The following is a 14,013-nucleotide window of genomic DNA, read 5'->3' on the forward strand; positions in this document are numbered from 1 at the left end:
TAACCTCCTAGATATTATACATAGCTTCGAAAATCGCTGCACTCTGAATGTTGATTTTCACATTCAAAGTTTGCCCAAAAGCTTCAAATTCATTACGAAGATAGGTAAAATCTTGCTTTTTATCACTAGAGACGATAGCCATCATCGTGAAATATTCATCCAAAACAGTTTGAGAGATATCATCAATATTCAAACCCAATTCTGCAATTTTACCAGAAACACCTGCAACAATTCCAGATTTATCTTTACCAACAACAGTTATAATCGCTTTCATAAGCAAACTCCAATTCTTCTTTTAATAGGAAACCTGAACATTAAACAGGATTCTTTTCAAATAGTATAGCATAATTCCAACTAAAATACTCAAAAACGCCTGCTTACGAAGTTGTTCTTAAGAAAAAAACAATTTCGTAAACAAGCGTCTACTATCTCAACTTATGATGAGTGTTCCCGCTAGGACCGAAATCCTAGCGGTAGACCAGAGCTAGACTAAGAGCACAAGACTCCATCATCATAACACTCAACAAAATTGATGATTTTATACTAATTCGATGATCGCCATTGGCGCTGCATCACCACGACGTGGTTCAGTTTTAAGGATACGAGTGTATCCACCGTTACGTTCAGCATAACGAGGTGCGATTTCTGAGAACAATTTTTGAAGTGCTGTAGTAGAAGTGTACTTATCAGTTGCTTCATCATAGTTTTCAGATGCGATTTCATTACGTACGAAAGCAGCTGCTTGACGACGTGCATGCAAATCACCACGTTTACCTAGAGTAATCATTTTTTCAACAGTTTTACGGATTTCTTTAGCACGAGCTTCAGTTGTCACGATTGATTCGTTGATCAAAAGGTCAGTTGTCAAATCGCGAAGCATTGCTTTACGTTGTGAGCTAGTGCGTCCTAGTTTACGGTAAGCCATGTATTCCTCCTTTATTTATCTTTTAATCCAAGACCCAAATCAATGAGTTTGAGTTTCACTTCTTCCAAACTCTTGCGTCCAAGATTTCGTACTTTCATCATCTCTGCTTCAGATTTTTCTGTCAAATCATGCACAGTATTGATACCGGCACGTTTCAAACAGTTGTATGAACGCACAGACAAGTCCAGTTCCTCAATCGTACGATCCAAAATACGATCGTCAGATTCAGTGTCAGCTTCTTTCATCACTTCAGTTGACTTAGCAATCTCAGTAAGATTTGTAAACAAATCAAGATGTTCTGTCAAAATACGTGCTGAAAGCCCTAAAGCATCTTCTGGAATAATTGTTCCATTTGTCAAGATTTCAAGGGTTAATTTGTCAAATCCATCATTGCTACCTACACGAGCAGGTTCCACTTGATAGTTGACTTTTGTAACTGGTGTATAAATAGAATCTACAGCAAGTGTTCCAACTGGTGCATTATCTTTTTTATTTTCATCAGCAGGTACATATCCACGACCACTGTTAACAGTCATAGTCGCTTTTAGCGAAGAACCTTCACCGATTGTAAAGAGATAATGATCTGGATTTACAATTTCAATATCGCTATCTGTCAAAATGTCACCAGCTGTTACTTCAGCAGGACCTTCAACATCCAGTTCGATGATTTTTTCGTCTTCAACGTACGATTTCACTGCAATTCCTTTAATGTTCAGAATGATTTGCATCACGTCTTCACGAACACCTGGAACTGTGTCAAACTCATGCAACACACCATCAATATTGATAGATGTCACAGCTGCTCCTGGTAGAGAAGCTAGAAGTACACGACGAAGAGAGTTACCAAGAGTTGTACCGTAGCCACGTTCAAGTGGTTCGATTACAAACTTGCCATAATCTTTATTTTCATCAATTTTTGTTATATTTGGTTTTTCAAACTCGATCATTTAGTTACTCCCTCTTAAACGAAAAGCAGTGTAATGCGATGATTATACACGGCGACGTTTTGGAGGACGAGCACCATTGTGTGGCACTGGAGTCACATCACGAATTGCTGTTACTTCAAGACCAGCGGCAGCAAGCGCACGAATAGCTGACTCACGACCAGAACCTGGACCTTTTACAGTAACTTCAACTGATTTAAGACCGTGTTCTTGTGCAGATTTAGCAGCAGCTTCAGAAGCCATTTGAGCAGCGAATGGTGTAGATTTACGAGAACCTTTGAAACCAAGAGCACCAGCTGATGACCAAGCAATTGCATTACCATGCACATCAGTAATCATAACAATAGTGTTATTAAATGTAGCGTGAATATGAGCAATACCAGATTCGATATTCTTTTTCACACGACGTTTACGTGTTGGTTTAGCCAAGACTTTTACCTCCTATATTATTTTTTCTTACCAGCAATCGCAACAGCTTTACCTTTACGAGTGCGAGCGTTGTTTTTAGTGTTTTGTCCACGGACAGGAAGTCCACGACGGTGACGGATACCACGGTATGAACCGATTTCCATCAAACGTTTGATGTTCAAGTTTACTTCACGACGAAGGTCACCTTCAACTTTGATTGCATCCACTTCACGACGGATAGCATCTTCTTGATCTGATGTAAGATCACGTACACGAACATCTTCTGAGATTCCAGCAGCAGCCAAAATTTTCTTAGATGTTGCAAGTCCGATACCATAAACATAAGTCAATGAGATTACTACGCGTTTGTCATTTGGAATGTCAACTCCAGCAATACGAGCCATGTTTTCTCCTTTCTATCTTATCCTTGACGTTGTTTGTGTTTTGGATTTGCTGGGCAAATTACCATAACACGACCATTACGACGAATAACTTTACAGTATTCGCAAATTGGTTTGACCGATGGTCTTACTTTCATTTCTTATCCCTCCAAGTTTTTCGATTATTTAAAGCGGTAAGTGATACGTCCACGTGTCAAGTCATATGGACTCATTTCGACAGTAACACGATCTCCCGCTAAAATACGAATATAGTTTTTACGAATTTTACCAGAAACTGTTGCTAAAATCTGATGTCCATTTTCAAGTTCAACCGTAAACATTGCATTCGGCATTGTATCAACTACTTTGCCTTCAACTTCAATCACATCGTCTTTTGCCACGCAAAAGCACCTCCATAAATTTCGATTCGATGCCTCTAGACACAGAGACAACAATTATAAGTCAGACTATCTCAGTATAACATTTGTAGCGGATTTTTGCAAGTGTGAAAAACGCTTTATTTCAAATTTGTCAATACTTTTTCGATATCTGAAAAGACATCATTGATATCTTGATTACCTTCGATGTCATGAACCAAACCTTTAGCACGGTAGTGAGCAATGATTGGTTCTCCTTGAGCAATATTAACGTCCAAACGACGTTTTACTGTCTCAGGCTTATCATCTTCACGTTGGTAGTAATCTTCTTCTTTATAGTCAACTGGTGGGTTAAAGACCTTGTGGAAAGTTTCTCCAGTTACGCGGTGGATGATACGGCCACTCAAACGTTCCAAGAGGCTATCTGGATTCACTTTAATGTTGATGACACCTTCTAGTTCAATGCCAAGTTCAGCCAATGTTTTGTCCAAGGCATGAGCTTGTTCGATTGTACGCGGGTAACCATCCAACAAGAATCCTGTTTCTTTAATATCATCTTGTGAAAGACGTTCTTTTACGATTCCATTTGTCACTTCGTCAGGAACCAATTCACCCTTGTCAATGTATGACTTAGCAAGAACACCCATTTCAGTTTGATTTGCCATAGCAGCGCGGAACATATCACCTGTTGAGATATGTGCAACATGGAATTGTTCTACGATTTTTGCTGCTTGAGTTCCCTTACCTGCACCAGGTAAGCCCATAATCAAAAGATTCATGATTTGATCTCCTTATTTTATTTTTAAATAGAAGCAAAAAATCTTTTCACCCCTATTTAAAAACAAAATAGAAGAGGGGAGACCAAACTCTCACTAATGTTAGAGTTAAACCTCCACTCCCTCAGTATTTACTGACTCAGTAAATACTTTTATTCTGTTCTGTCCATGAAACCAACATACTTACGTTTCAATAGGTAACCTTCCAATTGTTTGATTCCTTCAATACCTGTAGAGATAATGATCAAAAGACTGGTTCCTCCAAAAGCAACTGCTTCTGAAAGTCCGAAAACATCTTTTGCTACAATCGGTAAAATAGAAATCACACCAAGGAAGAGGGAACCAACAGTTGCAAGACGACGAAGAAGTTTAGACATATATTCTTCTGTACCTTTACCAGGACGGACTCCGTGGATATAGGCACCGCTCTTTTGTAGGTTCTCTGCCGCTTTTTCAGGATTAATCTGTACAAACGTATAGAAGAATGTAAAGAGAATAATCAACAAAGCATACATGGCAATACCAGTTGGTGAAGTTGTTGCCAGCATTTCTTGTGCTGTTCTTACCCAAGCCCAATCATGACCTGTAGCGCTCAAAAACTGAAGAATAGCCGCTGGCGCTGCAGTAATCGAACTTGCAAAGATAACAGGGATAACTCCAGCAGGGTTTACCTTCAAAGGAAGGTAAGAGCTAGATGGAGCACCTTGTGCAACCTTAGTATATTGGATTGGAATTTTGTATTCTGCTTGTTGAACATAAGTTGTAAAGTAAATGATCAACAAAACAGTAATAATCAAAATGATTACGAAAATGATAGATGAGTTGATACGGCTACTTGGGACGTTCACAAAGTAGTCCACATAGATGCCCTGAATCATCTCTGGAATTGAGGCAACAATCCCGGCAAAGATAATCATAGAAACACCATTTCCGTATCCCTTATCTGTAATTTGCTCTCCCAACCAAGTCACAATCATACTACCAGCTGTTAAGATGATACCAATCATGATAAAGACTTGTGGAGTAAGAGCTGTTTTCAACAATTGAGCTCCAGCTAAAGTATTAAAACCAGCTGTAATCCCGATAGATTGCACAAAGGCTAGAACAAGAGCAATATAACGAGTAGCTTGATTTAATTTTCTTCGACCTACTTCCCCTTGTTTACCCCACTCTACAAACTTGGGTAAAATATCCATTTGCAAGAGTTGGACAACGATAGAGGCCGTAATGTAGGGACTAACACCAAGAGCAAAAACTGAGAAGTTTTTCATGGCATTCCCTGACACCAAGCTCAACATATTTAAGAAGGATAATCCACTTAAAGCATTCAAGCTATTAGCATTCACACCGGGAACTGTAATGCTAGTTCCGATACGAAAGACCAAAACGATAAAAATTGTAAATAAAATTTTTGATCGAACCTGCTTGACTTTAAGAGCTTCTCTTAATAATTTAAAAAACATAGGTCACCTCTCTTAGATGACTTCTACTGAACCACCTTTAGCAGTGATAGCTTCTTCAGCTGATTTAGAGAATTTAGCTGCTTTCACAGTCAATTTCTTAGTCAACTCACCGTTACCAAGAATTTTAATACCTGATTTTTCAGCTTTAACAATTCCTGCTTCGATAAGAACAACTGGAGTAACTTCAGCACCATCTTCAAAGACGTTCAATTGGTCAAGGTTCACAATTGCGTATTCTTTAGCGTTGATGTTAGTGAATCCACGTTTTGGAAGACGACGGAACAATGGAGTTTGTCCACCTTCAAAACCAAGGCGAACTCCGCCACCGCTACGAGCTTTTTGACCTTTTTGACCACGACCAGATGTTTTACCGTTACCTGATGAAGTACCACGACCAACGCGGTTACGTACTTTACGAGAACCTTCTGCAGGTTTCAATTCATGAAGTTTCATTTTTATTTTCTCCTCTTTTGTAAAATGCTAGCGCCGATAAGGGAGAAAAGGTTGTCTCCCCCATCAACTCGCCTATACGACATCATCATAGATGACTATATCTAGTTTTAGGGGATGGTATAGTGCACATCCCCTAAAAATTCATTAGTTTACTTCTTCAACTGTTACCAAATGAGATACTGCAGTGATCATACCACGGATAGCAGCGTTATCTTCTTTAATAACAGAGCTGTTCAATTTGCCAAGTCCAAGTGCTACAACAGTTTTACGTTGTGATGGAATGCGTCCGATTGGAGACTTAGTCAAAGTAATTTTAATTTGAGCCATTTTATCCCCTTTCTTATGCCAAATCAGAAACTGAAATACCACGAAGGGCAGCAACTTCTTCAGCGCGTTTCAATTGTTTCAAACCTTCAACAGTCGCACGAACAATGTTGATTGGAGTGTTAGAACCAAGTGATTTAGATGTAATATCTGCCACACCTGCCAATTCCACAACGGCACGAACTGCACCACCAGCGGCAACTCCAGAACCTTCTACAGCAGGTTTCAACAATACTTTAGCTCCACCGAATTCTGAAAGAACTTCGTGTGGGATTGTTGTTCCAACCATAGGAACTTCGATCAAGTTTTTCTTAGCATCATCTACTGCTTTACGGATTGCTTCTGGAACTTCTTGAGCTTTACCAGTACCAAATCCTACGCGACCGTTGTGGTCACCAACAACAACAAGAGCTGCGAAACGAAGACGACGTCCACCTTTAACAACTTTTGTAACACGGTTGACAGCAACTACGCGTTCTTCTAATTCAACTGCATTGTCTTTAAATGCCATTTTCTAGTGTCCTCCTATTAGAATTTCAATCCGTTTTCACGAGCTGCATCAGCCAAAGCTTTCACACGTCCGTGATATAGATATCCACCGCGGTCGAACACCACTTCTGAAATACCTTTAGCGTTTGCACGTTCTGCAACGAGTTTACCGACAGCAACGGCTTGTTCAGTTTTAGTTCCTTTTGAAACTTCTTTGTCAAGAGTTGAAGCACTTGCGAGCGTTACACCCGCTACGTCATCAATCACTTGAGCGTAGATGCCTGTATTAGAACGGAATACGTTCAAACGTGGGCGATCAGCAGTTCCAGAGAGTTTTCCGCGAACGCGACGGTGGCGTTTTTGGCGGAGTTTGTTTTTATCTGGTTTTGAAATCACAGTTTTCACCTCTTTAGTTTTAAATCGTGTGCTATGCACAAAGTTGGAAAATAGATTGGTGGTTGAGAATCAACCACTCAACATTATTTACCTGTTTTACCTTCTTTACGGCGAACGAATTCACCAACGTAACGGATACCTTTACCTTTATATGGTTCTGGTGAACGAAGGCTACGTACGTAAGCAGCTGTTTGACCAACTACTTCTTTTGAAATTCCGCTAACAACGATTGTTGTTGGGTTTGGAAGTTCAAAAGTAATTCCTTCTGGGGCTTCAACTTCGTCTGGATGAGATTTACCAACAGCCAAAACAAGTTTAGATCCTTGAAGTTGTGCACGGTAACCAACCCCGCGCATTTCAAGTTCTTTCTTAAATCCTTCTGATACACCAACAACCATGTTGTTCAAAAGAGCACGAGTAGTTCCGTGGATAGTTTTCATTTCTTTTGAATCGTTTGGACGGTGAAGAGTTACTTCAGTACCTTCCACACGAATTTCAATATCTTTTGAGAACTCACGAGTAAGTTCTCCTTTAGGTCCTTTTACAGTTACAACGTTGTCATTGTTAGTGATTTCAACACCAGCAGGCAACACGATAACTTTATTACCAATACGTGACATGTTTATTTTCTCCTGTTAAATTGTCAGGCCATAACGGCCAGTTTTCACGGGGTTAAATCGATTTCTCGATTTAAAGGAACATTTAGGTTTCAATGTCAAAGTGAATCTAGGCATCGTCTCGCAGATATAACTTTGGGTTAGGCAAGAGACGATAACGAAGAGTCACAAAGAAATTGGGAGCTAAATATTACCAAACGTAAGCGATAACTTCTCCACCAACATTCTTTTGGCGTGCTTCTTTATCAGTAAGCAAACCTTCAGAAGTTGAAAGGATAGCAATTCCAAGTCCGTTAAGAACTTTTGGAAGGTCTTCACGTTTTTTGTAGACACGAAGTCCTGGTTTAGAAACACGTTTCAAGTTAGTGATAACTTTTTCACCGTTTGGTCCGTATTTAAGGAATACACGGATGATGCCTTGTTTGTCATCTTCGATGATTTCAACGTTTTTTACAAAACCTTCGCGTTTAAGGATTTCAGCAATCCCTTTTTTGATGTTTGATGCAGGTACTTCAAGTACTTCGTGTTTTGCTTGGTTAGCGTTACGAATACGAGTTAGGAAGTCTGCGATTGGGTCAGTCATAACCATTTTGTTTTTCTCCTCTTACTAGTAGTTTGCAAGTTGCACTTGCTAGTTAATGATTGAGCTAGGCTCAGATAGTATTGATACATTCAAATAAGAAAACTCTTATTTGAACACGAGCTACAACCTGGGCAAAAAAGATAAATTTGTTTTGGAGCATCGCTCCTACACCAAATTTCCTATTTTTGCTGTGGTTGTTACGCTCTTTGTATCATGATATTACCAAGATGCTTTTGTTACACCAGGGATTTGTCCTTTGTAAGCTAATTCACGGAAGCAAACACGGCAAAGTTTAAATTTGCGGTAAACTGAATGTGGACGACCACATTTTTCACAACGAGTATAAGCTTGAGTAGAGAACTTCGCTGGACGTTTGTTCTTAGCAATCATTGATTTTTTAGCCATTAGATTTACCTCCTATATTATTTTGCAAAAGGCATTCCAAGGCCTGTAAGCAATGCACGTGACTCTTCGTCAGTGTTAGCAGTTGTTACGATAACGATGTCAAGACCACGAGTTTTGTCAACGTCATCGAAGTTGATTTCTGGGAAGATCAATTGTTCTTTCACACCAAGTGTGTAGTTTCCGCGTCCATCAAATGATTTTGTTGGAACACCGTGGAAGTCACGTACACGTGGAAGTGAAACTGAAACCAATTTATCCAAGAATTCGTACATACGTTCACCACGAAGGGTAACTTTTGCACCGATCGCAACACCTTCACGAAGACGGAAGCCGGCGATTGATTTTTTAGCTTTAGTGATAAGTGGTTTTTGACCTGAGATAAGTGCCAATTCTTCAGCAGCTTTTTCAAGGCTTTTAGCGTTTGATACAGCTTCACCAACACCCATGTTCAAAACGATCTTATCTACTTTAGGCACAGCCATCACTGATGAGTAGTTGAATTGTTCTGTCAAAGCAGGAACTACTTCATTAAGATATTTTTCTTTTAAACGATTTGCCATTATACTTCTCCTTTCCTTCGTGATTAATCAAGCACTTCGCCTGATTTTTTGTTGTAGCGAACTTTTTTACCGTCTACAAATTTGTAACCAACACGACCAGCTACACCATTTTTGTCCAAAACTTGAACGTTTGATACGTGGATAGCTGCTTCTTTCTCGATGATACCACCTTGAGGAAGCTCGTTAGTTGGACGTTGGTGTTTCTTAACGATGTTAACACCTTCAACGATAACTTTGTTTACTTTTGGAAGGGCAGTAAGGACAACAGCTTCTGTTCCCTTATCTTTACCAGCGATTACGCGAACTTTGTCGCCTTTTTTTACAAACATTAGGTTTCTCCTTGATTTTTCTTACGCCCATAAGGGCACCCTGGAGGTAAATCCAGGGGACTAGTTTGTTTCTAAAAATTAAAGTACTTCTGGAGCAAGTGACACGATCTTCATGAAGCCACCTTCACGCAATTCACGTGCAACTGGGCCAAAGATACGTGTTCCGCGAGGAGTTTTGTCTTCACGGATGATAACTGCTGCGTTTTCGTCAAATTTGATGTATGAACCATCAGCACGACGAGCACCTGATTTAGTACGAACGATAACTGCTTTAACAACGTCACCTTTTTTAACCGCACCACCAGGAGTAGCTTGTTTTACAGATGCCACGATAACATCACCGATGTTTGCAAATTTACGTCCTGAACCACCAAGAACTTTGATAGTCAAGATTTCGCGAGCACCGCTGTTGTCTGCGACTTTCAAACGAGTTTCTGTTTGAATCATTTCAGTTTTCTCCTTTCAGGTTTGATTAGATGATGACCGCTTCTTCAACAACTTCTACAAGACGGAAACGTTTTGTAGCTGAAAGCGGACGAGTTTCCATGATACGTACGATATCGCCTTCTTTGGCAACATTGTTTTCATCATGAGCTTTGTATTTTTTAGAGTAGTTAATACGTTTACCATAGACTGGGTGGTTACGTTTTGTTTCAACTACAACTGTGATTGTCTTGTCCATTTTGTCAGATACAACACGTCCAACAAGAACTTTACGATTATTGCGTTCCATTGAAATTTCTCCTTCCCTAGTCTATTATTTCGCTTCAGATTGAACTGTTTTGATACGAGCGATTTGTTTTTTAACTTCTTTCAAGCGAGCTGTTTGTTCCAATTGACCAGTAGCAGCTTGGAAACGAAGTTCAAACAATTCTTTTTTCAATTCGTTTTCGCGCTTCGCGAGTTCTTCTTGAGAAAGACCACGAAGTTCTTTAACAAATTCTTTTACTTCATTAAGTTTCATGCCTTCTCCTTATTCTGCTTCACGTTTTACGAATTTACATTTAACTGGCAATTTGTGGCTAGCAAGACGAAGCGCTTCGCGAGCGATCTCTTCAGATACACCAGCGATTTCGAACATCACTTTACCACGTTTAACTGGTGCTACCCAACCTTCAGGTGCCCCTTTACCAGATCCCATACGCACACCGATAGCTTTAGCAGTGTATGATTTGTGTGGGAAGATTTTAATCCAAACTTTACCACCACGTTTCATGTAACGAGTCATGGCGATACGAGCAGCTTCGATTTGGCGGTTAGTGATCCAGTGGCTAGTTGTAGCTTGAAGACCGTATTCACCGAATGCTACTTCTTTTCCACCTTTTGCTTCACCGCGCATTTTTCCACGGAATTCACGACGGTGTTTAACACGTTTAGGTACTAACATTGGTTATTTACCTCCTTTAGTGTTTTTGCGAGCTGGAAGAACTTCACCACGGTAGATCCATACTTTAACACCAAGTTTACCGTATGTAGTATCTGCTTCTTCCCAAGCGTAATCGATATCTGCACGAAGTGTGTGAAGTGGAACAGTTCCTTCAGAGTATCCTTCAGCACGGGCGATATCTGCACCGTTCAAACGACCTGATACTTGAGTTTTGATTCCTTTAGCTCCCGCACGCATTGCACGTTGGATTGCTTGTTTTTGTGCACGACGGAAAGCAACACGTTGCTCCAATTGACGAGCAATACCTTCACCTACAAGGTGAGCATCCAAATCAGGTTGTTTGATTTCGATGATATTGATGTGTACTTGTTTTCCAGTCAATTTGTTAAGTTTTGCACGGAGTGCATCAACGTTAGCACCACCTTTACCGATTACCATACCTGGTTTAGCAGTGTGAAGTGAAACGTTAACTTTGTTTACTGCGCGTTCGATTTCTATAGTTGAAACTGCTGCGTCAGCAAGTTCTTTTTGAACGAATTTACGGATTGCAAGATCTTCATGAAGGTAATCCGCGTATTCTTTTTCAGCATACCATTTGGCATCCCAATCACGGATGATGCCGACACGCATACCAATTGGATGTACTTTTTGACCCACGATTTTACCTCCTTATTTTTCTGCAACAGCTACAGTGATGTGAGCTGTACGTTTGTTGATTGGTGAAGCTGAACCTTTCGCACGTGGACGGAAACGTTTCATAGTTGGTCCTTCGTTTGCGAATGCTTCAGATACTACCAAGTTAGCTTTATCCAAACCAAAGTTGTTTTCAGCGTTAGCTACAGCTGAGTTCAAAACTTTCAAGATGATTTCAGCAGCTTTGTTTGGAGTGAATGTCAAGATTGCGATTGCATCGGCTACGCTTTTACCACGGATGTTATCAAGAACAAGACGTGATTTACGAGGTGAAACACGTACTGTACGAGCCATTGCTTTAGCTGAAGTAATTTCTGCCATTTATGTTCTCCTTATTTTCTACGTGTTTTCTTGTCGTCTGCAGCGTGACCTTTGTAAGTACGAGTTGGTGCAAATTCACCAAGTTTGTGACCTACCATGTCTTCTTGGATGTAAACAGGTACGTGTTTACGTCCGTCATAAACTGCGATAGTGTAACCAATGAAACTTGGGAAGATCGTTGAACGACGTGACCAAGTTTTAATAACTTTTTTCTTTTCGTCGTTAGCTTGAGCTTCAACTTTTTTCATCAAATGCTCATCGACGAAAGGTCCTTTTTTAAGACTGCGTCCCATTTTTATATTTTCTCCTTTAAATGTTGTACCACAGCGGCTTGCGCTCACATGGAGCGCTACCGAGCTGGCGGATTTACTAGTTACTTAAGCGACTAGTTTAATATTATTTCTCGTTGCGACGACGAACGATAAGTTTGTCAGATTTCGCTTTCTTGTTACGAGTTTTAAGACCAAGAGCAGGTTTGCCCCATGGAGTAGATGGTGCTTTACGACCAACTGGTGCTTTACCTTCACCACCACCGTGTGGGTGATCGTTAGGGTTCATTACAGAACCACGAACTGTTGGGCGGATACCTTTCCAACGGCTACGTCCTGCTTTACCAAGGTTAACAAGTCCATGTTGTTCGTTTCCGACAACACCAACTGTAGCACGACAAGTTCCAAGGATCATACGTACTTCGCCAGATTGAAGACGAACAAGAACGTATTTACCTTCAGAACCCAATACTTGAGCAGAAGCTCCAGCAGCACGTACCAATTCACCACCACGACCTGGTTTCAACTCGATGTTGTGGATCAAAGTACCAACTGGAATGTTAGCAAGTGGAAGAGCGTTTCCGACTTTGATATCTGCTTCTGGACCTGAAACGATACGTTGACCAACTTCAAGACCTTTTGGAGCGATGATGTACGCTTTCACACCGTCAGTGTAGTGTACAAGAGCGATGTTTGCAGAACGGTTTGGATCGTACTCGATTGTTTTAACAACTGCTTCAACGTTGTCTTTGTTACGTTTGAAGTCAACCAAACGGTAGAAACGTTTATGTCCACCACCTTGGTGACGAACTGTGATACGACCGTTGTTGTTACGACCAGCCTTGCTCTTCAATGCAACAAGCAATGATTTTTCAGGAGTGCTTGTTGTGATTTCAGCGAAATCCAAAGAAGTCATATTACGGCGACCGTTTGTTGTTGGTTTATAAACACGAATTCCCACGATATTTCCTCCTTAGATTATTCAGCTTCAGCAGCAAACAACTCGATTGCTTTAGAATCAGCTGTAAGTGTGATGATAGCTTTTTTAGTTTTGTTAGTAAAACCAGTGTAACGTCCAACACGTTTAGCTTTTGGTTTTACGTTGATTGTGTTAACATTAGCAACTTTAACACCTTCGAAAGCAGCTTCAACAGCTTGCTTGATCAAAAGTTTATGTGCACGAGTGTCAACTTCAAATACATATTTTCCTGCTTCAAGTTGAGCCATTGAGCTTTCAGTGATTACAGGTTTTTTGATAACATCATACAAATTCATTATGCAAGAACCTCCTCGATTTTAGAGATAGCTGCTTGAGTAACAAGAAGTTTGTCACTATTTGCGATGTCAAGAACACTTGCAGTTGTAGCAGTCGCAACTTTCACGTTTGGAAGGTTACGAGCTGAGAGAGCTGCGAATTCGTTTCCTTCTTCAAGAATAACAAGGACTTTAGAATCGATGCTCAAAGCTGCAAGAACTTTTGCAAATTCAGCAGTTTTTGGAGCTGTAAATTCAAGAGAATCAACGGCTACAAATTTATTTTCAGCAACTTTTTCTGAGTAAACAGATTTAAGCGCAAGGCGACGAACTTTTTGAGGAAGTTTGTACGCATAGCTACGTGGAGTTGGTCCGAAGACGATTCCACCACCACGCCATTGTGGAGAGCGGATAGAACCTTGACGAGCACGTCCAGTTCCTTTTTGACGCCATGGTTTGCGTCCGCCACCTGAAACAGCTGAGCGGTTTTTAACTGCGTGAGTTCCTTGACGAAGGCTAGCACGTTGGCTGATGATCACATCAAACACAACAGATTCATTTGGTTCGATACCAAAGATTGCATCGTTAAGAACAACTTCGCCAGCTTGTTTACCAGTTTGGTCGAATAATGTTACATTTGCCATTTTGACTGTATTCCCC

Annotated in this window: 28 protein-coding genes; all 28 read right to left on the minus strand. The window is 40.4% G+C overall.

Translation table 11 applies throughout. From position 1 onward, the window contains the following. Window positions 1–7 precede the first annotated feature (7 nt). A complete protein-coding gene (locus N8L39_RS04480) occupies window positions 8–274 on the minus strand; it encodes an ACT domain-containing protein (RefSeq protein ID WP_261010174.1) in 267 nt (88 codons plus the stop codon). Between the two features lie 264 nt (window positions 275–538). Then, entirely contained in the window at window positions 539–925 is a 387-nt protein-coding gene (gene rplQ / locus N8L39_RS04485) for a 50S ribosomal protein L17 (RefSeq protein WP_000331493.1), read from the minus strand. An 11-nt stretch (window positions 926–936) separates the two neighbouring features. Further along, window positions 937–1,872: a DNA-directed RNA polymerase subunit alpha gene (locus tag N8L39_RS04490; RefSeq protein WP_000568988.1), complete on the minus strand. Its 936-nt coding sequence runs from the start codon at window positions 1,870–1,872 to the stop codon at window positions 937–939. Window positions 1,873–1,914: 42 nt separating this feature from the next. Beyond that, on the minus strand, window positions 1,915–2,298 hold the full coding sequence (gene rpsK / locus N8L39_RS04495; protein WP_001118385.1) for a 30S ribosomal protein S11: 384 nt from the start codon (window positions 2,296–2,298) through the stop codon (window positions 1,915–1,917). A 17-nt stretch (window positions 2,299–2,315) separates the two neighbouring features. After that, window positions 2,316–2,681: a 30S ribosomal protein S13 gene (gene rpsM, locus N8L39_RS04500; protein ID WP_000090781.1), complete on the minus strand. Its 366-nt coding sequence runs from the start codon at window positions 2,679–2,681 to the stop codon at window positions 2,316–2,318. Window positions 2,682–2,698: 17 nt separating this feature from the next. Then, a complete protein-coding gene (gene rpmJ, locus N8L39_RS04505) occupies window positions 2,699–2,815 on the minus strand; it encodes a 50S ribosomal protein L36 (RefSeq protein WP_001808836.1) in 117 nt (38 codons plus the stop codon). A gap of 24 nt (window positions 2,816–2,839) precedes the next feature. Then, entirely contained in the window at window positions 2,840–3,058 is a 219-nt protein-coding gene (gene infA / locus N8L39_RS04510; protein ID WP_001029883.1) for a translation initiation factor IF-1, read from the minus strand. Window positions 3,059–3,174: 116 nt separating this feature from the next. Further along, on the minus strand, window positions 3,175–3,813 hold the full coding sequence (locus N8L39_RS04515; RefSeq protein ID WP_049552540.1) for an adenylate kinase: 639 nt from the start codon (window positions 3,811–3,813) through the stop codon (window positions 3,175–3,177). A 149-nt stretch (window positions 3,814–3,962) separates the two neighbouring features. Beyond that, window positions 3,963–5,273, minus strand: a complete 1,311-nt coding sequence (secY, locus tag N8L39_RS04520) for a preprotein translocase subunit SecY (protein ID WP_000465403.1) — start codon at window positions 5,271–5,273, stop codon at window positions 3,963–3,965. A 12-nt stretch (window positions 5,274–5,285) separates the two neighbouring features. Further along, window positions 5,286–5,726, minus strand: a complete 441-nt coding sequence (gene rplO / locus N8L39_RS04525) for a 50S ribosomal protein L15 (RefSeq protein WP_000766087.1) — start codon at window positions 5,724–5,726, stop codon at window positions 5,286–5,288. 144 nt (window positions 5,727–5,870) lie between these two features. After that, window positions 5,871–6,053, minus strand: coding sequence for a 50S ribosomal protein L30 (gene rpmD / locus N8L39_RS04530; RefSeq protein WP_000057241.1), 183 nt, complete (start codon window positions 6,051–6,053; stop codon window positions 5,871–5,873). A 13-nt stretch (window positions 6,054–6,066) separates the two neighbouring features. After that, a complete protein-coding gene (gene rpsE / locus N8L39_RS04535; RefSeq protein WP_000874202.1) occupies window positions 6,067–6,561 on the minus strand; it encodes a 30S ribosomal protein S5 in 495 nt (164 codons plus the stop codon). Between the two features lie 17 nt (window positions 6,562–6,578). Next, on the minus strand, window positions 6,579–6,935 hold the full coding sequence (rplR, locus tag N8L39_RS04540) for a 50S ribosomal protein L18 (protein WP_000624044.1): 357 nt from the start codon (window positions 6,933–6,935) through the stop codon (window positions 6,579–6,581). An 83-nt stretch (window positions 6,936–7,018) separates the two neighbouring features. After that, a complete protein-coding gene (gene rplF, locus N8L39_RS04545) occupies window positions 7,019–7,555 on the minus strand; it encodes a 50S ribosomal protein L6 (protein ID WP_000086626.1) in 537 nt (178 codons plus the stop codon). Between the two features lie 187 nt (window positions 7,556–7,742). After that, on the minus strand, window positions 7,743–8,141 hold the full coding sequence (gene rpsH / locus N8L39_RS04550; protein ID WP_000245504.1) for a 30S ribosomal protein S8: 399 nt from the start codon (window positions 8,139–8,141) through the stop codon (window positions 7,743–7,745). A 213-nt stretch (window positions 8,142–8,354) separates the two neighbouring features. After that, on the minus strand, window positions 8,355–8,540 hold the full coding sequence (locus tag N8L39_RS04555) for a type Z 30S ribosomal protein S14 (protein ID WP_001085697.1): 186 nt from the start codon (window positions 8,538–8,540) through the stop codon (window positions 8,355–8,357). Window positions 8,541–8,557: 17 nt separating this feature from the next. After that, entirely contained in the window at window positions 8,558–9,100 is a 543-nt protein-coding gene (gene rplE, locus N8L39_RS04560) for a 50S ribosomal protein L5 (protein WP_000013542.1), read from the minus strand. A gap of 23 nt (window positions 9,101–9,123) precedes the next feature. Then, window positions 9,124–9,429: a 50S ribosomal protein L24 gene (gene rplX / locus N8L39_RS04565; RefSeq protein WP_000497691.1), complete on the minus strand. Its 306-nt coding sequence runs from the start codon at window positions 9,427–9,429 to the stop codon at window positions 9,124–9,126. Between the two features lie 78 nt (window positions 9,430–9,507). Next, on the minus strand, window positions 9,508–9,876 hold the full coding sequence (rplN, locus tag N8L39_RS04570; RefSeq protein WP_000616545.1) for a 50S ribosomal protein L14: 369 nt from the start codon (window positions 9,874–9,876) through the stop codon (window positions 9,508–9,510). Window positions 9,877–9,901: 25 nt separating this feature from the next. Beyond that, window positions 9,902–10,162 (minus strand): 30S ribosomal protein S17, encoded by a 261-nt coding sequence (gene rpsQ / locus N8L39_RS04575; protein ID WP_000440801.1) that lies wholly within the window; start codon window positions 10,160–10,162, stop codon window positions 9,902–9,904. Window positions 10,163–10,186: 24 nt separating this feature from the next. Next, window positions 10,187–10,393 carry a 50S ribosomal protein L29 gene (rpmC, locus tag N8L39_RS04580; RefSeq protein ID WP_000772918.1) on the minus strand — a complete coding sequence of 69 codons (207 nt, stop codon included), beginning with the start codon at window positions 10,391–10,393 and terminating at the stop codon, window positions 10,187–10,189. Between the two features lie 9 nt (window positions 10,394–10,402). Next, the gene (gene rplP / locus N8L39_RS04585; protein WP_000960946.1) at window positions 10,403–10,816 is read right to left on the minus strand and encodes a 50S ribosomal protein L16; all 414 of its coding nucleotides are present in this window, start codon (window positions 10,814–10,816) and stop codon (window positions 10,403–10,405) included. Window positions 10,817–10,819: 3 nt separating this feature from the next. Next, on the minus strand, window positions 10,820–11,473 hold the full coding sequence (gene rpsC, locus N8L39_RS04590; RefSeq protein WP_000529936.1) for a 30S ribosomal protein S3: 654 nt from the start codon (window positions 11,471–11,473) through the stop codon (window positions 10,820–10,822). A gap of 12 nt (window positions 11,474–11,485) precedes the next feature. After that, window positions 11,486–11,830, minus strand: a complete 345-nt coding sequence (rplV, locus tag N8L39_RS04595; protein ID WP_000818137.1) for a 50S ribosomal protein L22 — start codon at window positions 11,828–11,830, stop codon at window positions 11,486–11,488. 11 nt (window positions 11,831–11,841) lie between these two features. Continuing rightward, window positions 11,842–12,123: a 30S ribosomal protein S19 gene (gene rpsS, locus N8L39_RS04600; protein ID WP_000533766.1), complete on the minus strand. Its 282-nt coding sequence runs from the start codon at window positions 12,121–12,123 to the stop codon at window positions 11,842–11,844. A gap of 103 nt (window positions 12,124–12,226) precedes the next feature. After that, a complete protein-coding gene (rplB, locus tag N8L39_RS04605; protein WP_000512911.1) occupies window positions 12,227–13,060 on the minus strand; it encodes a 50S ribosomal protein L2 in 834 nt (277 codons plus the stop codon). 17 nt (window positions 13,061–13,077) lie between these two features. Continuing rightward, a complete protein-coding gene (locus N8L39_RS04610; protein WP_001055347.1) occupies window positions 13,078–13,374 on the minus strand; it encodes a 50S ribosomal protein L23 in 297 nt (98 codons plus the stop codon). Beyond that, window positions 13,374–13,997, minus strand: a complete 624-nt coding sequence (gene rplD, locus N8L39_RS04615; protein WP_000024547.1) for a 50S ribosomal protein L4 — start codon at window positions 13,995–13,997, stop codon at window positions 13,374–13,376. Before rplD ends, N8L39_RS04610 begins: the two co-directional genes overlap by 1 nt. Window positions 13,998–14,013 lie beyond the last annotated feature (16 nt).

It is taken from the genome of Streptococcus mitis (assembly GCF_946190285.1).
Taxonomy (GTDB): Bacteria; Bacillota; Bacilli; order Lactobacillales; family Streptococcaceae; genus Streptococcus; species Streptococcus mitis_CP.

Bases quoted from the DNA above. Each gene is read 5' to 3' on its own strand.
- rplD (WP_000024547.1), bottom strand. From the start codon at position 13,997: ATGGCAAATGTAACATTATTCGACCAAACTGGTAAACAAGCTGGCGAA.
- rpsM (WP_000090781.1), bottom strand. From the start codon at position 2,681: ATGGCTCGTATTGCTGGAGTTGACATTCCAAATGACAAACGCGTAGTA.
- rpsH (WP_000245504.1), bottom strand. From the start codon at position 8,141: ATGGTTATGACTGACCCAATCGCAGACTTCCTAACTCGTATTCGTAAC.
- rplP (WP_000960946.1), bottom strand. From the start codon at position 10,816: ATGTTAGTACCTAAACGTGTTAAACACCGTCGTGAATTCCGTGGAAAA.
- rpsS (WP_000533766.1), bottom strand. From the start codon at position 12,123: ATGGGACGCAGTCTTAAAAAAGGACCTTTCGTCGATGAGCATTTGATG.
- N8L39_RS04480 (WP_261010174.1), bottom strand. From the start codon at position 274: ATGAAAGCGATTATAACTGTTGTTGGTAAAGATAAATCTGGAATTGTT.
- rplX (WP_000497691.1), bottom strand. From the start codon at position 9,429: ATGTTTGTAAAAAAAGGCGACAAAGTTCGCGTAATCGCTGGTAAAGAT.
- rplV (WP_000818137.1), bottom strand. From the start codon at position 11,830: ATGGCAGAAATTACTTCAGCTAAAGCAATGGCTCGTACAGTACGTGTT.
- rplE (WP_000013542.1), bottom strand. From the start codon at position 9,100: ATGGCAAATCGTTTAAAAGAAAAATATCTTAATGAAGTAGTTCCTGCT.
- rplQ (WP_000331493.1), bottom strand. From the start codon at position 925: ATGGCTTACCGTAAACTAGGACGCACTAGCTCACAACGTAAAGCAATG.
- N8L39_RS04555 (WP_001085697.1), bottom strand. From the start codon at position 8,540: ATGGCTAAAAAATCAATGATTGCTAAGAACAAACGTCCAGCGAAGTTC.
- rplF (WP_000086626.1), bottom strand. From the start codon at position 7,555: ATGTCACGTATTGGTAATAAAGTTATCGTGTTGCCTGCTGGTGTTGAA.
- rplO (WP_000766087.1), bottom strand. From the start codon at position 5,726: ATGAAACTTCATGAATTGAAACCTGCAGAAGGTTCTCGTAAAGTACGT.
- secY (WP_000465403.1), bottom strand. From the start codon at position 5,273: ATGTTTTTTAAATTATTAAGAGAAGCTCTTAAAGTCAAGCAGGTTCGA.
- N8L39_RS04490 (WP_000568988.1), bottom strand. From the start codon at position 1,872: ATGATCGAGTTTGAAAAACCAAATATAACAAAAATTGATGAAAATAAA.
- rpmD (WP_000057241.1), bottom strand. From the start codon at position 6,053: ATGGCTCAAATTAAAATTACTTTGACTAAGTCTCCAATCGGACGCATT.
- N8L39_RS04515 (WP_049552540.1), bottom strand. From the start codon at position 3,813: ATGAATCTTTTGATTATGGGCTTACCTGGTGCAGGTAAGGGAACTCAA.
- rplN (WP_000616545.1), bottom strand. From the start codon at position 9,876: ATGATTCAAACAGAAACTCGTTTGAAAGTCGCAGACAACAGCGGTGCT.
- rpmC (WP_000772918.1), bottom strand. From the start codon at position 10,393: ATGAAACTTAATGAAGTAAAAGAATTTGTTAAAGAACTTCGTGGTCTT.
- rpsQ (WP_000440801.1), bottom strand. From the start codon at position 10,162: ATGGAACGCAATAATCGTAAAGTTCTTGTTGGACGTGTTGTATCTGAC.
- rpmJ (WP_001808836.1), bottom strand. From the start codon at position 2,815: ATGAAAGTAAGACCATCGGTCAAACCAATTTGCGAATACTGTAAAGTT.
- N8L39_RS04610 (WP_001055347.1), bottom strand. From the start codon at position 13,374: ATGAATTTGTATGATGTTATCAAAAAACCTGTAATCACTGAAAGCTCA.
- rpsE (WP_000874202.1), bottom strand. From the start codon at position 6,561: ATGGCATTTAAAGACAATGCAGTTGAATTAGAAGAACGCGTAGTTGCT.